Below are 17,001 nucleotides of genomic sequence, written 5' to 3' on the forward strand. Positions count from 1 at the left end.
ACTGCAGCCTGCAAGCGCGGCAAGGCTCCCGCTAAGGAGTCCAAGCACTGTTCTGCGGTCGATACTGCTGTTTCGTGGTATAGTCTTGTGTGTCATGGATTATACCAACCAACAAATCTGCCTCTCGTCCAGACGTCGTAGCCATACAGCGCCAGCACAGCCGGCAACACCGTCAGGAGCGTCACTACAGCGAGGTCGATGAACTCCGCAAGGTCTGGGAGATCGAGTTCATACGCGACCCGCTCTTGGGTGTCTCGTACCGGGACAGCACGCCCTTGCTCCCACCAGATCTGAGTCGGACTGTACTGGATGATCGCCGAGGAGACTTCGCCCTGGTCGACGGTGACCGTAATCTCATCATCGCCAGACAGTGACCGTTCGACTCGGGACTGCCCCGTTGCGACGGTAACGTTCCCCGCCGCAATCGGGAAGCCAGCCGTCGGTTCGACACGGACCAGCACGTCCGTCGAGTTGTCGGTCGAGTTGACGACCTCAGAGGTGATATTGACTTCCCGGATTGGCGTCGGGTTCGTCGAGTCCGCTGGCTGTTCGATGCTGTTCCCACGGACGAGTCCGTTGATTTCGAAGTTCTCTGTCCGGAGTTGTTCCGCACTCCGAATCGTGAACCGATCTGCCGTCGTGAACGTCTCCGAACGGTTGATCCGAATCTCCGGCGGGAGCGTCGTCCTATTGGTCGCGTTCGCCGTCGCGTTAGCGGTCGCGTTCGCCCTCGTGTTCACAGTCGCATCCGTCGGATACGTCGCTTCGAGCGATGGCACGAACCGCCAGCCGTCGGAACTCCCATTTTGGACGCGGTTGACCGTGACTGCCGGGCCTTCCGTGGTTCGGACAGCGTGGGTTTCGAGTGGTCGTACTGGGGTCGTCGTGTTCTCCGACCAGTTCGCCCAGCCCGGCGGTGAGCGAGTATAGAACCGCCACTTGCTCTGGACTTCGTATCCCCCGTCGAACTGGACGCTCTGCCAGCTGCCGGGGATTACAGTCCCGATGCGATAGTCGTCGGTCGTGGCCCCTCTGCCGTTGGGGACGACGCCGGGTTCGACGACCATCTCCCGCTCGGAGAGGTTTTCCACCTGGACTGTCCATGAGTCCGTGACCGTCAGTTCGGACTCGTCAATTTCGTCATCGCCAATCTCCGAGATATTCGTCGAGATCGTCGTGACCAACTGGAGTTCCGTGGTCCCGTTGATCTCCGTGTAGTTGAGCGTGGGCTGGGCGGCAGTGCTGTTGTCCATCGCAGTGCCGTTGGCATACAGCGTCGTGTTCGTCGACGTGTTCACTACTCGGAAGTCGTCCTCGAAGAACTCCGAAATGAATACTCGATAGTCGTGGATGGCACGCACGGTTCCGTTCGGACGGACCAGACGCTCCGTACCCGACTTTTCGTGGACGACCGTCGACGGCTCGATGCTGAAGAACGCGACGTAGGCGTCACGAATCCAGATGCCAGAGCGAGTGTCCGTGACGTTCACTGGGTGCGAGGCGTTCTCGATGCCAGTCCGGAACGAGTCGTGTTCGGGCCGGTTCCACAGCGTTGTGTTCGATGGCTCGCGAGAAACCATATCTCCCGTGCAAGAGGGCAGGACGGCCAGTGTGCCGTTCTCAGCCTCTGCTCGGCCGGCCCGTGTGAGATTCGGATGGTCAGGGTCGCCAGACCACAGCGCTCGGAAGAACGTGTGGTTGTGGTTGTAGGACCGGTTCGGCGGCACGACGCCTGCTGTCGCGTTGTCCCCGACAGAGGCATTGGCCGGCGGGTTCGAGGCGTTCTCGTAGCACGAGACGTGCGCGCTGAGGTTCTGCCTTGCTCCGAGTTCGACGGACCTGTTCACGCCTGTTTGGTTCGCCGCTGGTCCCTGGTCGGCAGACTCGTTGCCTTCGGTTCCATTGGCTGTTGTCTCGTTGCCTGCTGGGTCTTGGACGCTAGATTCGTTGTTTTCGGTGCGATTCGTCTGTGTTCCCTCGCTGTTGGAGCCATTCGGCGCGGTGGCGTTTTGTTGGAGTACCCCCACGCCACCGTGACTCGCGTCGGGAAGGGAGTGTGCCGTCCCCCGCTCAATTTGGGCTGGGTTGCCACCAGCGGACGCCGGCCCCGCAGCTACGGCTGTCGAGAGCAGCGAGCAAAGGGCCGCGATCATCAGCAGTGAGCGGAGTGATGGCATCCTATCTTCAGAATGGCGTCACGCAGTCAGAGAAGCCGAAGCCGACGTTGTCCCCGAACTTCGTGATGAGTTCTGGAGCCACGATTGCCAGCACGACGACGCCGAGGCCAACCAGCGAGAGGATGAGGTCCCGGCGGGCCTCGTTTTGCTGGTTCGGGTTGCCAGAGGCGCGCATATACGACAGGCCGCTGCGCCCGACGAATACCATCGTTGCTGGCAGGCCAAGACCAGCCAGTGCGCCAAAGACGACGTTGACGCCGTCCTCGACAGCAGTGTCACAGTAGATGTTCCCGACGTCGGTCTGGCCCATCGCCGAGCCAGCAAACAGCGTGAGGACCAGCAGCAGTTGGGTCGCCTGTCGCACGCCGGGCGTGAGCCAGGCGTCAGCAAACCGCCGCTTCGCGTGAGTGTAGAGTGTTGGTTGTGTGTTCGATGCGTTCGATGCGTTGGTTTGCGTTGACATAGATGTCTCTGGTTTTGCGGTCTTGCTTGCCCACCGGTAATCCGCTACCGATCTTGTGTTGATTTTCTTACACAGTTGGTGAATCCTATTCTGAATTCGCCAGCACGTATTGACAGTGGGACTATCAAAAAACTTGTGAACAAGATGAAGAGTTCTGGATTGTGATAGGTAGTCTTACTCGGCAATGCCTTAATTTTCGGGTCGCATGAATGATAATGCTAATATACATATATATTAGTACATCAACTAGTAACTTCGTTAACTAAACTATCAGCCGCAAAGTTTCCAAACAGTATATCAGAAATTACGGCAGTTGGGGAGGTATATTGACAGTCCTAACTGGTGTTATATTTAATATAATTGGATACAAGGAGGGCATAGAAGCTGACCAATAGAACATGATTAAGCTAGTTTCATACAAGGGCAAAATCAGGGTATGAGGCGAGCCAGACTGAAACCAGACTACAGAAGATTAGATGTGGAGGGCTAGCACTGGGTGATAGTAAACTCTGGACGAGCCATTTGCATCAATATCGACGATATCAGTCGTTTAGCCGACCTCGAAGGAATATTCAGTAGTTCGTGATATTCGAGTGCTGCGCTGACGAAACGACAATGTCAATGACATCGTCAAGGCGACTAATTGATTCGAGGACTTCGATAGTCGTCCCTGTACCCGTACTCATCTCCCAGTAGTACTTCTCGCCACCTTGACCGTCGCCCGTGCGTTTCTTCCCGTCGATTGTTCCGATCATATCCAACTCAAGAAGGAGGTCCCACATACGGTCAAAGGCTAGCTTATTGACGCCAATTTCCGAACAGAGGTTTGGTTTCTCAACGCGCTCTTCAGCTTCTCGGACATGGTCATCGACGATGAGATCATCCGAATGATCAAGCGCAACCTCGCCGGCTTCGTAGAGATAGTCGATTGCCTGCCGAGCAGAACCTTTGTCCTGTGCGGCGAAGGCAGCGCACAGCGAGATAGCCGAGTCATCGACAGCTCCATCAACGAATGCACGGTCAGCGCGTCGCGAGAGAATCTGCTGGAGTTCTTCCGACTCATACGCGTCGAACTGGATGACTGAGTCGTACTGCGAGGACTTGACTTTCGGGTCCAGATTCGAGAGAAACGTGGAATCGTTCGTGATCCCGATAATCCCAAGCTTGGTGTTTTTTACATCTCCCTGCTTCCGGGCTTGAGGAATCGAATAAAGGATGTCGTGCTTGTCGCCGATTGAGTCGACTTCATCAAGGACAACCACGACAATCTCGGCGAGAATGTCAAGATCACGGCAGAGACGCTCTATGAGGTCCTCGCCGGCGCCAGCGCCGGCGGGACCTCGATCAATCACGTCTGCGAAACGACTGACGACTCACCACACGCTAATACCGTCCGTGGACATCTCAGCGATCAGTTTGAACTGGATTCGGTTGAATCGGTTGGAGACACGCTGCTTCAACGAGATACGCTTGAGACACTTCCAGATCGACCGGTGGAGGTCTGCGCAGACCTCCACCTCGATCCCTACTACGGTGATGAGGACGAAACCGAGGCTCTGTACTCCTCACAGGCCAAGCGTGGAACAACGACGTTTCACGCCTATGCAACGCTCTACGTGCGCGTACGCAACAAGCGATACACGCTGGCGGTTCGCCAGCTCGTTGCTGGCGAAACCACCAGCGATGTCCTCGGTGAGTTTCTTGAACTCCTTGACGGCCTTGACCTCGGCGTCAAGGCCGTCTACCTTGATCGAGGTTTCTACAACAGCACCTGTCTCAAGCTGCTGTACGCGCACAATTACGCCTATGTGATGCCGATCGTCAAGTGGGGTGAGACGATTCAAAACAAACTCAGCGAAGGCTGGAGCCGCGAGATCGAACGCGATCTCGCTGGCGAGGTGGAGTTCCCTGTGTTCATCGACTGCGTGTACCAGCAGGGACGGTACGACGAACATGGGGTGGCGCGTCACGGCTACGCCGCTGACGCGCCCTTTATCGACACGCCACGAGATGCACGAGAGCACTACAGCAAGCGCTTCGGCATCGAATCAAGCTACCGATTAGCCAAGCAGAGCCTCGCTTTCACTAGTTCTCAGGATGCTGGGCTGCGGTTGGTAATGTTTGTAGTGAGCCTACTGCTTCAGAACAACTGGCGATATCTCCACTGGAGGTACGCGGCGGCGCCCCGCCGCGGGGGGCGCCGCCTCTTGCAGTGGTCGTTCACGGAGTTTTACGAAATGACGCTTCGCGCGGCTTGGACAGCACTCGGTGTCCGCAGGTCTGTTCCAGCGAATCAACCACTTGACGACCGGTTCTTCCGGTAACTGTCCATCGGGCCGGACAGCGGTCGTCAGTGGTGACACTGTCGCGTCGGCGGCAGTCCGCCGCCGACAGCGACGGTCCATCCCGAAAATCATGCTCACCAACGGTTCGAAGATGCTCCACAGCTAGTTCGGTTTGGTTCACCGCCATCAAACGGGGTTACGCGGCTGTCAATGTGATCGACTGACGGCATTTCGAAGTCGAGTTACTGCATATCTTCGTCATGGACTGGACTCGATGTTGACATTTGCTGAGAATGCGACAGGTAGCAGTCTCCGCGCAGTCAACGGCGCGGCTTCCCTACATAGGAGCACTGGTCAACTACTGGCAGTGGGTTCCGAACCGACCGATGCATTAAGCGTACACGCAAACTGATTAATAGTATCAAACGGCTATGATTGCATACGGAGTTCATGATATATGCAGAAAGTTGCTCCACGACATATAATGAGAATTTTTATCATTATAGTTCTGTTGTCCACAACAGTGGCGGGAACAGCAACTGCTGAGCCGGTGGTCACTGTTTCAACAGCAAGTGGAGAGATATCGGAGGGAGAAACAATCAAAACTACTGATGAGGTGACAATCAATATCAACGCAGCTGCGGACTCAATGATTACTGTTGTCGAGATTCGAATAGATGGAGATGTTGTCAAAACGTATGAGCCAAAATCCAATACCTTCTCAAAGACAACCACTCCCGATACCGGAGACGGAGAGCAAAATGTGGAAATAATCGTTAGTTCAGATAGGGTCACCACATTCAATTATACAATCGTACAAGATAGTATACCACCAGTTATAGAGTATACAAGCCCAGTTCAGAGATATAGTGGTAGATCCTCGCCAAGCAACGTAACCGTAGAGAATGCCTATGTGAACTTATCTGGGAATATATCAGATACTACCGGGGTTAACACTGTAAGCATCCGTCGGACATATCAACATAGCTCTAACGCATCAAGCGGTCAGTCTGTTAGAACCTATAGAATCAACAATCCTGGCAATAGGTTCAACCAACAGCTGTTTCTTGGCAGTGGCGAGAACGAACTGCTAGCCCGATACACAGATGAGATGGGGAACGTTAGACGCCATGAATTCACAATCTCTGTCTCTGATAGCGAAAACCCGAAAATAAGCCTGACAGTGCCGAACAGAACATTCAACCAGCAGGTTGAGATGCAGGTGTCAGTCACCGACAATGTCCAACTCCAGACGGTGACGGTAGAACGGCCTGATGGGACAGGATTTCGGCCAATTACAGAGAGCAATCCAGAACCAGACCCGAGCCTATTATCAACTAAGATAAGCAGAAACATCAGCTTAGATGAGGGAAAGAACAACATTAGTGTCACTGCAACAGATCGCGACGGCAATAGCGCCTCAGAGTCAGCTACGATTACCTACAACAGACAGATTGAGCCGAAAATAACTATCTACCGCAATCAGACCCAAATAACAAATGGCAACCTAAGCCTCCAAGCCGCAGTAATTCAGGGCGAGATCACGCGTGTAAGTGTTGAAACAATCAATCTCACTACCAATGATATAGTTGACCTCCAGTTAATCTATAGCGGTACCGTGCGAGAGCGGGTTGATATTGGTGAGATTATTGCCTTGGCCGGTGGCCGAACCCAAGTACAAGTGAGTGCCACTGACTCAGAGGGGGAGCTACATACTAATGTACTAGTAGCTGATAATAGATCTGAAAAGGTATTTATTAATGAGTCCTCGTTAGCTGATGAGAGGTCAGCTCAAACCGCTACCGAGACACAGGCTGTGAGTAATGAGAGTAGTAACGACTCGAACAGCTCAAACACACCAGGTACAGATGAAGCAATACAAGAGACGATTACTGCCACAACAACAGGAGCCACGACTGAACCAACTGAAATACCGGCCAGCACGGCAATAGAGGCAACTGGTGTCTCGGTAGTTGTTGCCAAAATAAATCAAACGCAAATACAGCTTGGTGATACTGTTACCGTTAATGCCTCCATCGAGAACAGAAGGAGAATAAATCAGGACGTAGTGGTTCCAGTAGCTGCCAATGGGGAGGTAATCTACACTCAAAATAAGACGATTCCTAAGAATTCGACTATAAATATGAGTCTCCAGTATACTGCAAATAAACCCGGAAATGTCTCACTACAGGTTGGTAGCGCTCCTGCCGGAAAAATTAGTGTTAGTGAGGATTCGGGACTTGTTCCTCTGGATTTGGTTCGAAACGGACTAATCGTATTCGGTAGCATCGTCATAGGTGGGTACTTAATCCTCAAATCGTTAGCTATCTACCTCGGGTACTAACTCAACTACCCCACCCTACTTTGCTCAGTCTGACGACTTCACTCGTAGAGGGTAGGGCTCGTCCGTGAACTCGGGATTGAACCCATCGAGGTAGCCGGTAAATCCGGCGTTCGGTTTCAACGTTTCAGACTTCAGGACAAGTTGACTGTCGCCAGTCCGCCAAGACGACTGTTGGCCTCAACGGGCATACCGTATACGGATATTCTTTACCGCGTTGTGATCTGAATTCGCTTCCAATCCACAGTTCATGCACTGGAAGTCGTTGCGCGACAAGCGATTCTCATCTACCGTGAATCCGCAATCAGAACGCCGCTATGACGTGTACGCCGAGCCGACTTGAAGCCGATGGATTCCTACATCCCGATATAGCCCGCCGTTTCCACCTGCTGTCAATTAGCACGCGTCGATCCTAAATGTCCAAAGGCGCACATATCAATCGCTCGTCAGTCACAATCACGTACTTGCGCCATCATGGACCTGCGTAAAAGCAGGCCCTGGCGCGGGGTTGCGGTCTGTCACAACGGATAATAGATCCAAGAGTTACCGCAACCCATATTAGAAACGTACGCAGGTCGACAAAAAGATAGAGGTATCGTTGTCTCAATTAGAGCGTCGCCGTGAGGTGCAAAGACTCACTTTGCGCACGCGCTGGTCATAGGAGTCGTCTAGTGTGCTCTATTGAAACTGCAAGACAGAAAGACGATTAGAGCGTTCTAGCGAGTTTCTTGATGTTGTTGAGAGCGAAGAGAAGAACGATTTCACGGAACTGTCGGTACCAGAACCGCGAACGCAGGGCAGCGGCCTGCGTTCGCTTGACCGAGGAGCACGTTGTTTCAGCCATCCAGCGTTGCGTGTAGCCCTTTGCTCGGATGAGTGCGTTATTGGCGGTTGCCATCATCGAAGATCCGCGGTAGTGAACGAGATACTCGACATTGAGCGCAGCAACTTGGTATTCCCTGTTCCAGTCTTGGAACCCATTGTCGGCGACGACAGACCGCAGGTCGTCCACGTTCCGGTGGACGACCCGCGGTCCAGCCTTCGTGTCGTGTTCACGCTCGATACAGCAATGTACGTCCAGCACTGCTAACGACTCTGTATCGGTCAGCGTCGTCGCTTTGATCGTTTTTACGCGCCGGCCACAGCGTTGGAGGTAGTGTTGAGAAGCCTGCTGCCGCTCCATGAATGTGCTGTCCAAGGCAACGTGGCCTGATTGCGGGAGTTGCTGCGCTGAAACGCGCAGCAACGCCCGCCAGATGTACATCGCATACCGGTCGAGTGAGTGGTAGAACGTGGTTGGATCAGGTAACGTATCCGAGTGAAGGCCGAGTCGGTCGCATATCTCCGGCATGAGACCGAGCCGATCAACAAGCTCGGCGTGGCTGTGGCCTTCTTCTTTACGAATGCAGTGAGCGACTATGTGGGCCTCGCGGGCAAGCCCGCCCGAGTCGGGCTTGCCCGCTTGCTTCCCCTGCTCTGTTGAATAGCGGTGTTGGTCGGGGTAGTCGGAGTTTGAGTTGCTCGTTAGTAGCTGACGCTAGTGGTCTCAAGACCAAGATAGTCTCAGTGTGGCTCAGAGGCCGCTATTCACCTATGGAAACGCTGCTGTCTACACAAACCACCGTTTTCGAAAAAATAGTTTCGCCGTACTGTGGTCTGCCGTTCTCCCAGCTGGCAGGCGGCGGATATCTTCAGGCGGTGCGGTCGCGATACGGCGATAGCTGTCGCTAACGCTGGCCCCGACCGACCACTGAGGGCCGCCCGCCCGGCGGCCCTCAGTTCCCTCGTCTACGCACTCACATCAGGTGGATCGTACACCTCGCCTCGGTCTAGCATGTGGTAAATCAACACCAGCATTTTCCGAGCGCAGGCTACGATCGCCTTCTGTGAATTCTTCCGGCTTGCTAGCCGCTCATAGAAACGGCTTAGATACTCATCGTTACAGGTGTGAACTGCTGTATTTGCAGCCTGGACGAGCAACCACCGGACACGACCGGATCCACGTTTCGAAATACTCCCCTCGATCCGCGAGTCGCCTGACTCGCGGATCACCGGGTTCAATCCGACATAACTGACGACCGATTTGTCACCGTCAAACCGACTGATCTCGCCTAACTCGGCGTAAATCGACAACGCCGTATAGTAACTCACGCCGGGAATCGTCATCAGCAGCTGGGTCTCCTTCAGAGACCCAGCGCGCTCTTCGATCGCTTCTTCGAGGTTCTGAATTTCCTCGGTGAGCGTCTCAATCAACTCGATGTACGACTCTAGTAACGAGTCCCATGGTGACGGGATCGAGAGTTCCCGCAGGAACTCTCGTCCCTCTATGGTTAACGGCTTCACGTCCTCAATGATACCGTGGTCGGAAAGGAGCCCGTGGATCTTGTTGGCGTATTTGGTACGGTTTTCGACTAACGTCTGTCGCCCGCGCACGAGTGCGCGGGCTTCCCTGACTTCGTCGGTTGGAACATAGCTTTCAGGGACAGAGTTCAGCCGTACCATCCGCGCTAGTTCTTTAGCGTCGACGCGATCAGTTTTCTTGTCGGTGTCAGCGATCTGATTCAGCTCCTTCGGGTGAGCGACAGTCACATCCAAATGTTCCGACAGCGTATCGTGGATGTGGTAGTAATTGCTGGTCGCTTCGATTGCGGCTTCAGCACCAGCGTATCGCTGGGCGAGGTCGTCGAGGTTCGCGTTCTCGACGCGAACCTCTTCGACGATCTCACCAGCCTCATCCACTACTGCCACCTGTGCGTACCGTTTGTGGACATCAATTCCGAGGTACATTGTCTGTTCACCCGGGACGCCAGTGCGTGAAGCAGAGATTCACCTATTCGGGCTTTCCCGGATGCCGCGGGGCGCGGCATCCGGGCTGTAACGCCCATGACTCGGCTTCCTTCGCACACGGACCAGTCAACACGACGTGCTCGATGGCACGGAATAGCGGTCGGTCTCTTGCGCCCCATGTCTTAGTTCACGCTCTCTTGGGATAGCAGCGTTTCCATCAAGTCAACACAGCAGAATCGGCCGATATCAGCGTCAACAGTATCGGGAACAGCGACCTCGTCGAGGCCGTGCTCGACGAGGTCGCGGAGGTACTTCGCCAGCATCGGCGTCAACCGCTGATAGAATCCACCGGGAGAGATCGTCTCGTCGGCTGTAGAGTTGTAGCTGCGTCTGAACGGCTCTGTTGAATCACTAGACGGCGTCGGGATAGGTCGCTAAATCAAAGGAGTTGAAGCGGGATGATTCGGTTGCCTATGACACAAATCTCCCGCTTCACTGGTGAGATTGTGCCGATTGCTCAAGTTGTTACCGGTGATGGAGACGAATCCGCCGCCCCGGAAGGCGGCGGCGGATTCGCCGACTATGCCATCGTTTCCCTGCATTGTCTGCGGATCTATCTTGATACATCCTACCGGATGACGATTGACCTGCTCAAAGAGATGCCACAAATAATCGGGGAGATCGGCCTCAGCGCGGCCGATCTCCCCTCTCCATCTACGTTGTGTAAAGCGTTCGACCGAATCGAAATGAGCGTCTGCCGAGTGTTGCTGCGCCAGTCGGCGCAGCTGCACGACCCATCGAAACACGCTGCTATCGACGCTACATTCTACGAACGCTCAGCAGCGAGCCGTCACTACTGCCAGCGCATAAGCTACCGCGTCCAGAAGCTGAAAGTCACGAAACTCGTCGATACAGAGACCCAAGCAATCCTTGACGTACACTGCTCAACGACTCGGGAAGGAAGCGACGCAGACCTCGCTGAGCAGATCGTCCGCCGGAACGCGGGCGATCTGCGGTCTCTAGCGGCCGATAAAGGCTACGACAAGCAAGCGCTCCGTAAAGCACTGCGTGAACTCGGCATCAGACCGCTCATCAAGCACCGCATCTTCGCTCCCTACGACCACGCTCACAACGCCAGAATCGACAAACGACGCTACAATCAGCGCTCTATGACTGAGACCGTTAATTCGGCCGTGAAGCGCTCGCTCGGCTTCGCCGTGCGAGCGCGTTCCTGGTTTCGTGAGTTCCGAGAAATCGCCCTGATGTGTGTCGTCTATAACATCAAACGTGCCGTCAAACAGTGAATTCCACCGCCTTATGGCGATTCAACACAGCCCTTTAGACACTCCACTGCCGGAGGCATACGCAGACTTCAATCTCGACCGCCACGACGATCATGAATTCTCTGATGACGACAAGCAGTTCATGGCATTCATTGGGTCCGCGTTTCGCAATGAGTTAGACTGGTATTCGCTAACTGAATCAATGACCAGTGTGCGGGATCGTGCCGGTGAACCAAACGTTAACGCCTTAGTCGAATGCGGGTACATCGATAGTTCCAGACTTCTAAACAAGCGGTACTACTCGCTTACGCGCAAGGGATGGAGGACAATCGGCGAAAGCGTCCCCGGGAATGAATTTGGCGACCACATGGAAAAGATGCCCCACCGCGTTGGCGTCCACCTGTTGTCACAATATATCTTAGAGAGAGATGATGTAGAATCGGCAGAGTCATACGAACGATATGACGGCGAAACATACGATGTTATCGGATACGACAGCAGTGGCAATATCGTAGTAACCGGCGAAGTAGAGACAGAAAGCAACAACGCGAAAGCTGTCGTCGAGGACTACAAGAAACTCTCGGAGGCCCCTGGAGACATGATCTGGGTGCATCCAAGTGAGCGGGCATTCTCAGAAGTCTGGGGGATGATCAATGAGCACGCCCTTGATGGAAACCTTCCCAAGCAAGCAGCCCACAGGACCCACGAGTTAGAAGAATTCCTTGACCGGAACAATATCTCTGACATCACTGCAAAGACCTACGGGAAGCTCAATTGAACCAGCAATGACTTGGGAAGAAGCCACAACAGACGAAATCGCACAGTACTATCAGACCGAATTTGACGACCACTTCGAGAAGATACCGGCGTTCATCCGAGAGTCTCAGCCTAAAGAAATCGCAGTCGCCTTTCAAGAAGCGTATCCCGTCAAAGGCGACACGGTTCCTCCCAAACAGTTCGTCCGTCGAGATGCCTTCGGTGACAGTAGCAGTGACTTCACAAAGTGGACCGGCAGCGGTGGGATCACCGAATTCATCAAGTCCCCGCCAGCGAATGACCCGATCAGTGGGAAGCACAAACTCGGGTCGCCGGAAGTGACCGACAAACCCACCGTGCCGGAAGCCGTCTACTTCGCGGCTGATTTCCACGACCGGAACTGGGTCCTCATCGTCGATATTGACGCCAAAGACGTTGCCCTGGAGTATGCGAAGCTCGTTGTTGGCGACGACGAAGAAGCCGCCAACGATGCCCTCAAGCGGCGTGCTGGCGTCTTCGACGCCCCACCAGAGGGCTACCCGTACCGGTTCGAGGATATCGACCACGCACTTGAGTACGGGTTTGACGTGAAGGACTACTTCGAGAGTAGTCTTGATACCGACGCCACACAGGTCGTCTACTCTGGGCAAGGGTGTCACGTCTATATGTATGACCCAGCGTCGGAGTACCGGTACAGCGAGATCCCACGCCGACACATCGCCACCGCACTTGAGGAGAAGGAGGGCATCCCCATCGATACGCCAGTGACGACCGACGAATCACGGGTCATCAGACTCCCATATTCGCTTCATGCCGGCGTCTCTCGGGTCGTCACACCAATCGAGAGCCCAGACTTTGACTACCGCTCAGAAGCCGTTCCATCGGTTCTCAACAGCGCCTCAACAACTCAGTAACCATGCACGAGCAAATCGAGACTGACCGTGAAGCCATCGAAGTGGCACTGTTCGCTGATATCCACTCTGAGAAAGAGATCCTGCAGTTGCTTGACCGGGGATTCAACTGGTATAACGACGACGCCGACAAACTCGCTGCCGACGTTGACTACTTTTTCAGACAGTCACAAGACCCCGACAATCGGACGAAAGATCCCGAAGGCGACCCGCCGATTTCAAACCCAGCGCGGGTCGTCGCTATCTCTGTCACCACCGCCTCTGCGATCAGGCAACACCCGAAACTCGAAAACGCTCCGGCAGAGAAAATCGAACTCATCCAGCACGTTCGCAAATATCACACAGTATTGCTGCTGGATATCGTGGTCGAGATGGGGCCGCAAACAGTTGCAGAGATCTACGACAAGGTGTATAAAGCAGAGATCGACCACGAACGGCCCCGGCCAATGAGTGGGGCCAGTGGGTTCCGAGTCCGCCCTGACGAACATCCCGAATTCGACAAATTCATCGAAATTCCGCTGGCCGCAGCAAACGAAATCTGCCAAGCTCGCTTCCACAATGGCATGTGGGGTGGCGAGTACGATCCGGAGACAAACGAAGTAGTTGGCGAGCCGAACTACCACATCGACAACAATTGTATCTACGTGCCGGAAGAGCACGGAGCAACCCTCCTTTCGACCCGACAAAAAGAAGTGTTTGAACAGATCGCTGAGATCGCCTGGACCTCGGTACCACAGAAGCAGTACCAGTACGTCTACAACCAAGTAGACAGAATCAAAGACCGTATTGAGGACCTGATACGTCACGGCGAACAGGAAAACCTCTGGACCGACTGGGACCCCCAGCAAAATCTCCTGCGGCTTGTCCGAAACGCGGCCAAGGAGGCCGACGATTTAGATGCCACCGAGTTCCACCAAGCCGAAGACTACTACGAAGCGGTCAAGGAATACGACGCCGATGGGTTCGGTGAGGGGCAGGCTAAACGAAATATCAAGAGCGTGATGTCACTTGCAAAAAAGTTAGGAAAAATAGCAGATTCATCGGAGTATCCTGCTGTTGAAATCCAGCGGTATGATAGAGGCCCGGCAGATTATTCTGTCGGGCGTGGGAGTGGAAACTACAAGCAAATTACAGTCGATGAGCTTGATGATATATTTAAACTGCCGTGCTTCCAGAATATGATTGACGCTCTAAAATTAGACAACGGTGGGCCTGTACGCAAAGACCTGTTCAACTTCGTTCGGATGGTCTACTGGCTCGAAGGCTACCACGAATTGGACGGGTCACAGCGCGAAGACGCAGTGGTTGATGACATACATGATCTCTTCGAAAGTAAGTGGGACTGGTACGACGAGGAGACTACTGATTATCAGGCTCGTTATGAATTGCGACACGGAGAAATCGACGGGGAAGCCCCGCTCCCAATGAACTGTGACAACCACGATATGCAGCGTCACTGCATCGGTAAATCGTTCTGTCCATACAACATCTATCAGAGTCTCCCCTTCCCCGAGTCGATGTACGACCAGCTCGATGACAGTGATGGCGTAGGTCAGTACTAAGCGTAGCCCCAGATAGATAGAACTCAATTTTCCTCAGTCAGCTAGCCACAGTCTCGCAGTCACCACTCTATCGTGCCTAGGTGGGGCGCTATCTTGGTGGAGGTATTGGGGAGATCCTATTAGAGTTTGGACTGTTTTTTGCTCCAAGGCTAATTCATAAGCCAATACGTGAAAATTAGCGATTGCCACCTTCAAAGGCGTATTATCAGCATATACGCTACTTCATGAGAGCCAACATAGAGCCGTAATGCCCGAAATCAGGCGAGTGCCACCTTCACGAAGCGATACATGGGATATAACCAGATTACTACTGGCTCAAAACAGCTAAAGTGCCGAAATCAAGCGAGTGCCACCTTCACGCGACGGTTCCACCATGAAACAGGGCTGTGAATAGGATGGCAGAACAAACATACAGCAGTTTACAGTCGGTTCAAGCCTTCAGAGACTATATCTCGTTATTTTACAGGCGAAAATAATTGTTCCACCATAGATTATAGGCTTAGAATTGATTAGAGACTATTTGGTTAATTTTGCGGCTCTTAAAGCTCGCGTATTGTCGGGGTATTTGTCCAAAGAGAAGGGGGACAATACGACAATACGGAGGTGAAGCCAGAGCCGACCGAAAGAGGGCTTCAGGCGAGCGCCAAGGGGGCGACCCCCAGGAGGGGCGAACTATCAAGATGGCTAGACAGGTGCGAAGGGTGAGAGGCAGGTGTGGCGAGACAGCAGTGGGCCGCCGGCAGTGCAGACTGAGGTCGGACAGTCGACGTCGTCGACGGTGGGACAGTGGGCCGGGCCAGGGCCAGAGTGGGAGGGAGATCGCGACAACTGGGTGGGCGGCCATCATGGCGACAGGTGAGGATAGGTGACTCGAGGAGCAGCACGGGAAGTCATCTTGCACACGGGGTAGTGGGCCCTGAACGAAGAGGAAGACACAGTGGGCGAGACAGTAGACACTCCATGGGGACGACCGCAATCCTATCAGGTTCACAACACAGGCATTTTCGCGCGTTATCGGACTGGGTCATCGCCGTCGCGACGGCCCACAACAACACTCGAAACGGGGGGCGCTCTTTCAGCGGAAACGGTGGGGTGTCCGCCCTCGGTGGGACTACCGGGAACGCGACCGCGACGACCGTGACCGAGAGTGACCAGCCTTCGAAAGCCCGCGGGTGGTCGACCGACCGTTCCGGGACCCGCGCTGCGCGCCTCGCAAGCTGCGGTGCTTACGGGGTCCGGGACGGATCGACCACCCGCCCCCTTTCAGTCCACCCAGCCGGCGGCTGTGGCGACGGCGCCACGCGCTCCGAGTGCCCCGTCAGACGTATATCAAAAAGTCGAGATAACGCCGAAGCACACGACTCCGAATGGCCCGTCATCGTGGGGAGGTCATAGCCGGCGACAAGCGACGCGACTCCCTCCAGCAGCACGACCAGTTGTGGAATCGATTCAGTGTCGTGACTCGGACAACAGAAACGCTGGAATTTTACGAAGCCACCAGCGACACGAAGTGTGGAAAGACACATATAGAACCTGATAGAAGGTCACGAAACGGCGAGTCCCGCGATGGGACGCAACCGTGATTCCAGCCACCGGGCGAGGGTGAGGCGTACCCCGGGGCCAGAGTGAAAACAGCCGGCGGGCCAGACGCACCAACGGCCAGCATGACAGCGCCGGTACCCGAGGCGCTCGATACCCGAACCTATCAGGAAGCGTATACACCCGGTTCGGGGGCTGACCAGACCGGCAATCCCGGCGGTCGATTATACACTCCCGCAAGGGGAGTGCCGGAGTTCGAAGAGAGATGACTACCAACACCACCGACCTGACCAACGACGAACAGTACATCGCCAACTACCTTTGCTGTGACACGCCCGACATCTCGAAGGTCCCGTGGCAGCTGCGTGAACGCACCGACCACTTCGAGAAGGTCGTCGCACAGTGCCGGAACTGCACTGCTCGCTTCGAGCGGCAGTTCGCCCACATCGCTCTATCCATTGCTCGGGAACGAGGCGACACGTGCGACGGGTGCGGGCAGTCCTGTTCGCCAGTCCAAGCCGTCGATGTCTTCGACGACATTGAGGTTTACTGTCAAGACTGCGCGGAAGACTCAGAGGGCGACACGGCCGACCCGTGCTGTGACGACCCCAACGTGGTCCAGGTTCCAACTCGAAGCGCCAAGCTCCCCGGGCGGCGCCATCGAGAGACGTACGGCGAGTGCATGAACTGCGGCGCGACTTTCGATTGACGCCCACGAGGCTCTTTTTTTGGCAGCCGACACCCGCCGGCGTCCCGATCGGCACTCACCCGCGCGGTTCCCGAGCGCAAGCGCTCGGGGCTACGCTCCACCTTGGGCCGACAAGTCGGCCCGGCGGTCCCGCCTCTGGGTCACTGGCCGATACTCGCCGTTGATGAAACTGGACGCCCCGCAGCGAT

10 protein-coding genes and 4 pseudogenes are annotated in these 17,001 nt (G+C 54.8%); 7 read left to right on the forward strand and 7 right to left on the reverse strand.

Annotated features, from left to right (window positions below; genetic code table 11):
* Positions 1-92 precede the first annotated feature (92 nt).
* The 3 genes from BDK61_RS21955 to BDK61_RS21965 all read right to left on the reverse strand — a co-directional run bounded on the left by BDK61_RS21955 (position 93) and on the right by BDK61_RS21965 (position 3,992).
* The gene (locus BDK61_RS21955) at positions 93-2,177 is read right to left on the reverse strand and encodes a hypothetical protein (RefSeq protein WP_121304737.1); all 2,085 of its coding nucleotides are present in this window, start codon (positions 2,175-2,177) and stop codon (positions 93-95) included.
* Between the two features lie 7 nt (positions 2,178-2,184).
* Positions 2,185-2,640: a pilin gene (locus BDK61_RS21960; RefSeq protein ID WP_121304740.1), complete on the reverse strand. Its 456-nt coding sequence runs from the start codon at positions 2,638-2,640 to the stop codon at positions 2,185-2,187.
* A 572-nt stretch (positions 2,641-3,212) separates the two neighbouring features.
* Positions 3,213-3,992 carry a Cdc6/Cdc18 family protein gene (locus BDK61_RS21965; protein WP_121304742.1) on the reverse strand — a complete coding sequence of 260 codons (780 nt, stop codon included), beginning with the start codon at positions 3,990-3,992 and terminating at the stop codon, positions 3,213-3,215.
* On the opposite strand from BDK61_RS21965, the pseudogene BDK61_RS21970 reads away from it, so the two are divergent.
* Both BDK61_RS21970 and BDK61_RS21980 read left to right on the forward strand, forming a co-directional pair.
* Positions 3,906-4,964, forward strand: a pseudogene (locus BDK61_RS21970) (ISH3 family transposase); the annotation flags it as partial. The gene BDK61_RS21965 and the pseudogene BDK61_RS21970 sit on opposite strands and share 87 nt — an antisense overlap.
* A gap of 418 nt (positions 4,965-5,382) precedes the next feature.
* Positions 5,383-7,269: a hypothetical protein gene (locus BDK61_RS21980; protein WP_244209997.1), complete on the forward strand. Its 1,887-nt coding sequence runs from the start codon at positions 5,383-5,385 to the stop codon at positions 7,267-7,269.
* A 24-nt stretch (positions 7,270-7,293) separates the two neighbouring features.
* Here the strand turns inward: BDK61_RS21980 and BDK61_RS24525 are convergent.
* The 4 genes and pseudogenes from BDK61_RS24525 to BDK61_RS22000 all read right to left on the reverse strand — a co-directional run.
* A pseudogene (locus BDK61_RS24525) lies at positions 7,294-7,626 on the reverse strand (zinc ribbon domain-containing protein); the annotation flags it as partial.
* 346 nt (positions 7,627-7,972) lie between these two features.
* A pseudogene (locus BDK61_RS21990) lies at positions 7,973-8,773 on the reverse strand (transposase); the annotation flags it as partial.
* A 281-nt stretch (positions 8,774-9,054) separates the two neighbouring features.
* Complete coding sequence (locus tag BDK61_RS21995) at positions 9,055-10,053, reverse strand: IS110 family RNA-guided transposase (protein ID WP_121304748.1); 999 nt, start codon at positions 10,051-10,053, stop codon at positions 9,055-9,057.
* Between the two features lie 233 nt (positions 10,054-10,286).
* Positions 10,287-10,448 (reverse strand): annotated as a pseudogene (locus tag BDK61_RS22000) (IS4 family transposase); the annotation flags it as partial.
* Between the two features lie 78 nt (positions 10,449-10,526).
* On the opposite strand from BDK61_RS22000, the gene BDK61_RS22005 reads away from it, so the two are divergent.
* The 5 genes from BDK61_RS22005 to BDK61_RS22025 all read left to right on the forward strand — a co-directional run bounded on the left by BDK61_RS22005 (position 10,527) and on the right by BDK61_RS22025 (position 16,813).
* On the forward strand, positions 10,527-11,357 hold the full coding sequence (locus BDK61_RS22005) for an IS5 family transposase (RefSeq protein ID WP_121304750.1): 831 nt from the start codon (positions 10,527-10,529) through the stop codon (positions 11,355-11,357).
* Between the two features lie 13 nt (positions 11,358-11,370).
* Entirely contained in the window at positions 11,371-12,114 is a 744-nt protein-coding gene (locus BDK61_RS22010; RefSeq protein WP_121304752.1) for a hypothetical protein, read from the forward strand.
* A gap of 7 nt (positions 12,115-12,121) precedes the next feature.
* A complete protein-coding gene (locus tag BDK61_RS22015; RefSeq protein ID WP_121304754.1) occupies positions 12,122-13,006 on the forward strand; it encodes a bifunctional DNA primase/polymerase in 885 nt (294 codons plus the stop codon).
* 2 nt (positions 13,007-13,008) lie between these two features.
* Positions 13,009-14,565 carry a primase-associated protein gene (locus BDK61_RS22020; RefSeq protein ID WP_121304756.1) on the forward strand — a complete coding sequence of 519 codons (1,557 nt, stop codon included), beginning with the start codon at positions 13,009-13,011 and terminating at the stop codon, positions 14,563-14,565.
* 1,804 nt (positions 14,566-16,369) lie between these two features.
* Positions 16,370-16,813: a hypothetical protein gene (locus BDK61_RS22025; protein WP_121304757.1), complete on the forward strand. Its 444-nt coding sequence runs from the start codon at positions 16,370-16,372 to the stop codon at positions 16,811-16,813.
* The last annotated feature ends 188 nt before the right edge of the window (positions 16,814-17,001 follow it).

It is taken from the genome of Haloarcula quadrata (assembly GCF_003634715.1).
In the GTDB taxonomy this organism is placed as follows: Archaea; Halobacteriota; Halobacteria; order Halobacteriales; family Haloarculaceae; genus Haloarcula; species Haloarcula marismortui.

Coding starts and splice junctions, on each gene's coding strand:
- BDK61_RS21980 (WP_244209997.1), top strand. CDS start 5,383: ATGCAGAAAGTTGCTCCACGACATATAATGAGAATTTTTATCATTATA.
- BDK61_RS22015 (WP_121304754.1), top strand. CDS start 12,122: ATGACTTGGGAAGAAGCCACAACAGACGAAATCGCACAGTACTATCAG.
- BDK61_RS21995 (WP_121304748.1), bottom strand. CDS start 10,053: ATGTACCTCGGAATTGATGTCCACAAACGGTACGCACAGGTGGCAGTA.
- BDK61_RS21960 (WP_121304740.1), bottom strand. CDS start 2,640: ATGTCAACGCAAACCAACGCATCGAACGCATCGAACACACAACCAACA.
- BDK61_RS22005 (WP_121304750.1), top strand. CDS start 10,527: ATGACACAAATCTCCCGCTTCACTGGTGAGATTGTGCCGATTGCTCAA.
- BDK61_RS21955 (WP_121304737.1), bottom strand. CDS start 2,177: ATGCCATCACTCCGCTCACTGCTGATGATCGCGGCCCTTTGCTCGCTG.
- BDK61_RS22010 (WP_121304752.1), top strand. CDS start 11,371: ATGGCGATTCAACACAGCCCTTTAGACACTCCACTGCCGGAGGCATAC.
- BDK61_RS22020 (WP_121304756.1), top strand. CDS start 13,009: ATGCACGAGCAAATCGAGACTGACCGTGAAGCCATCGAAGTGGCACTG.
- BDK61_RS22025 (WP_121304757.1), top strand. CDS start 16,370: ATGACTACCAACACCACCGACCTGACCAACGACGAACAGTACATCGCC.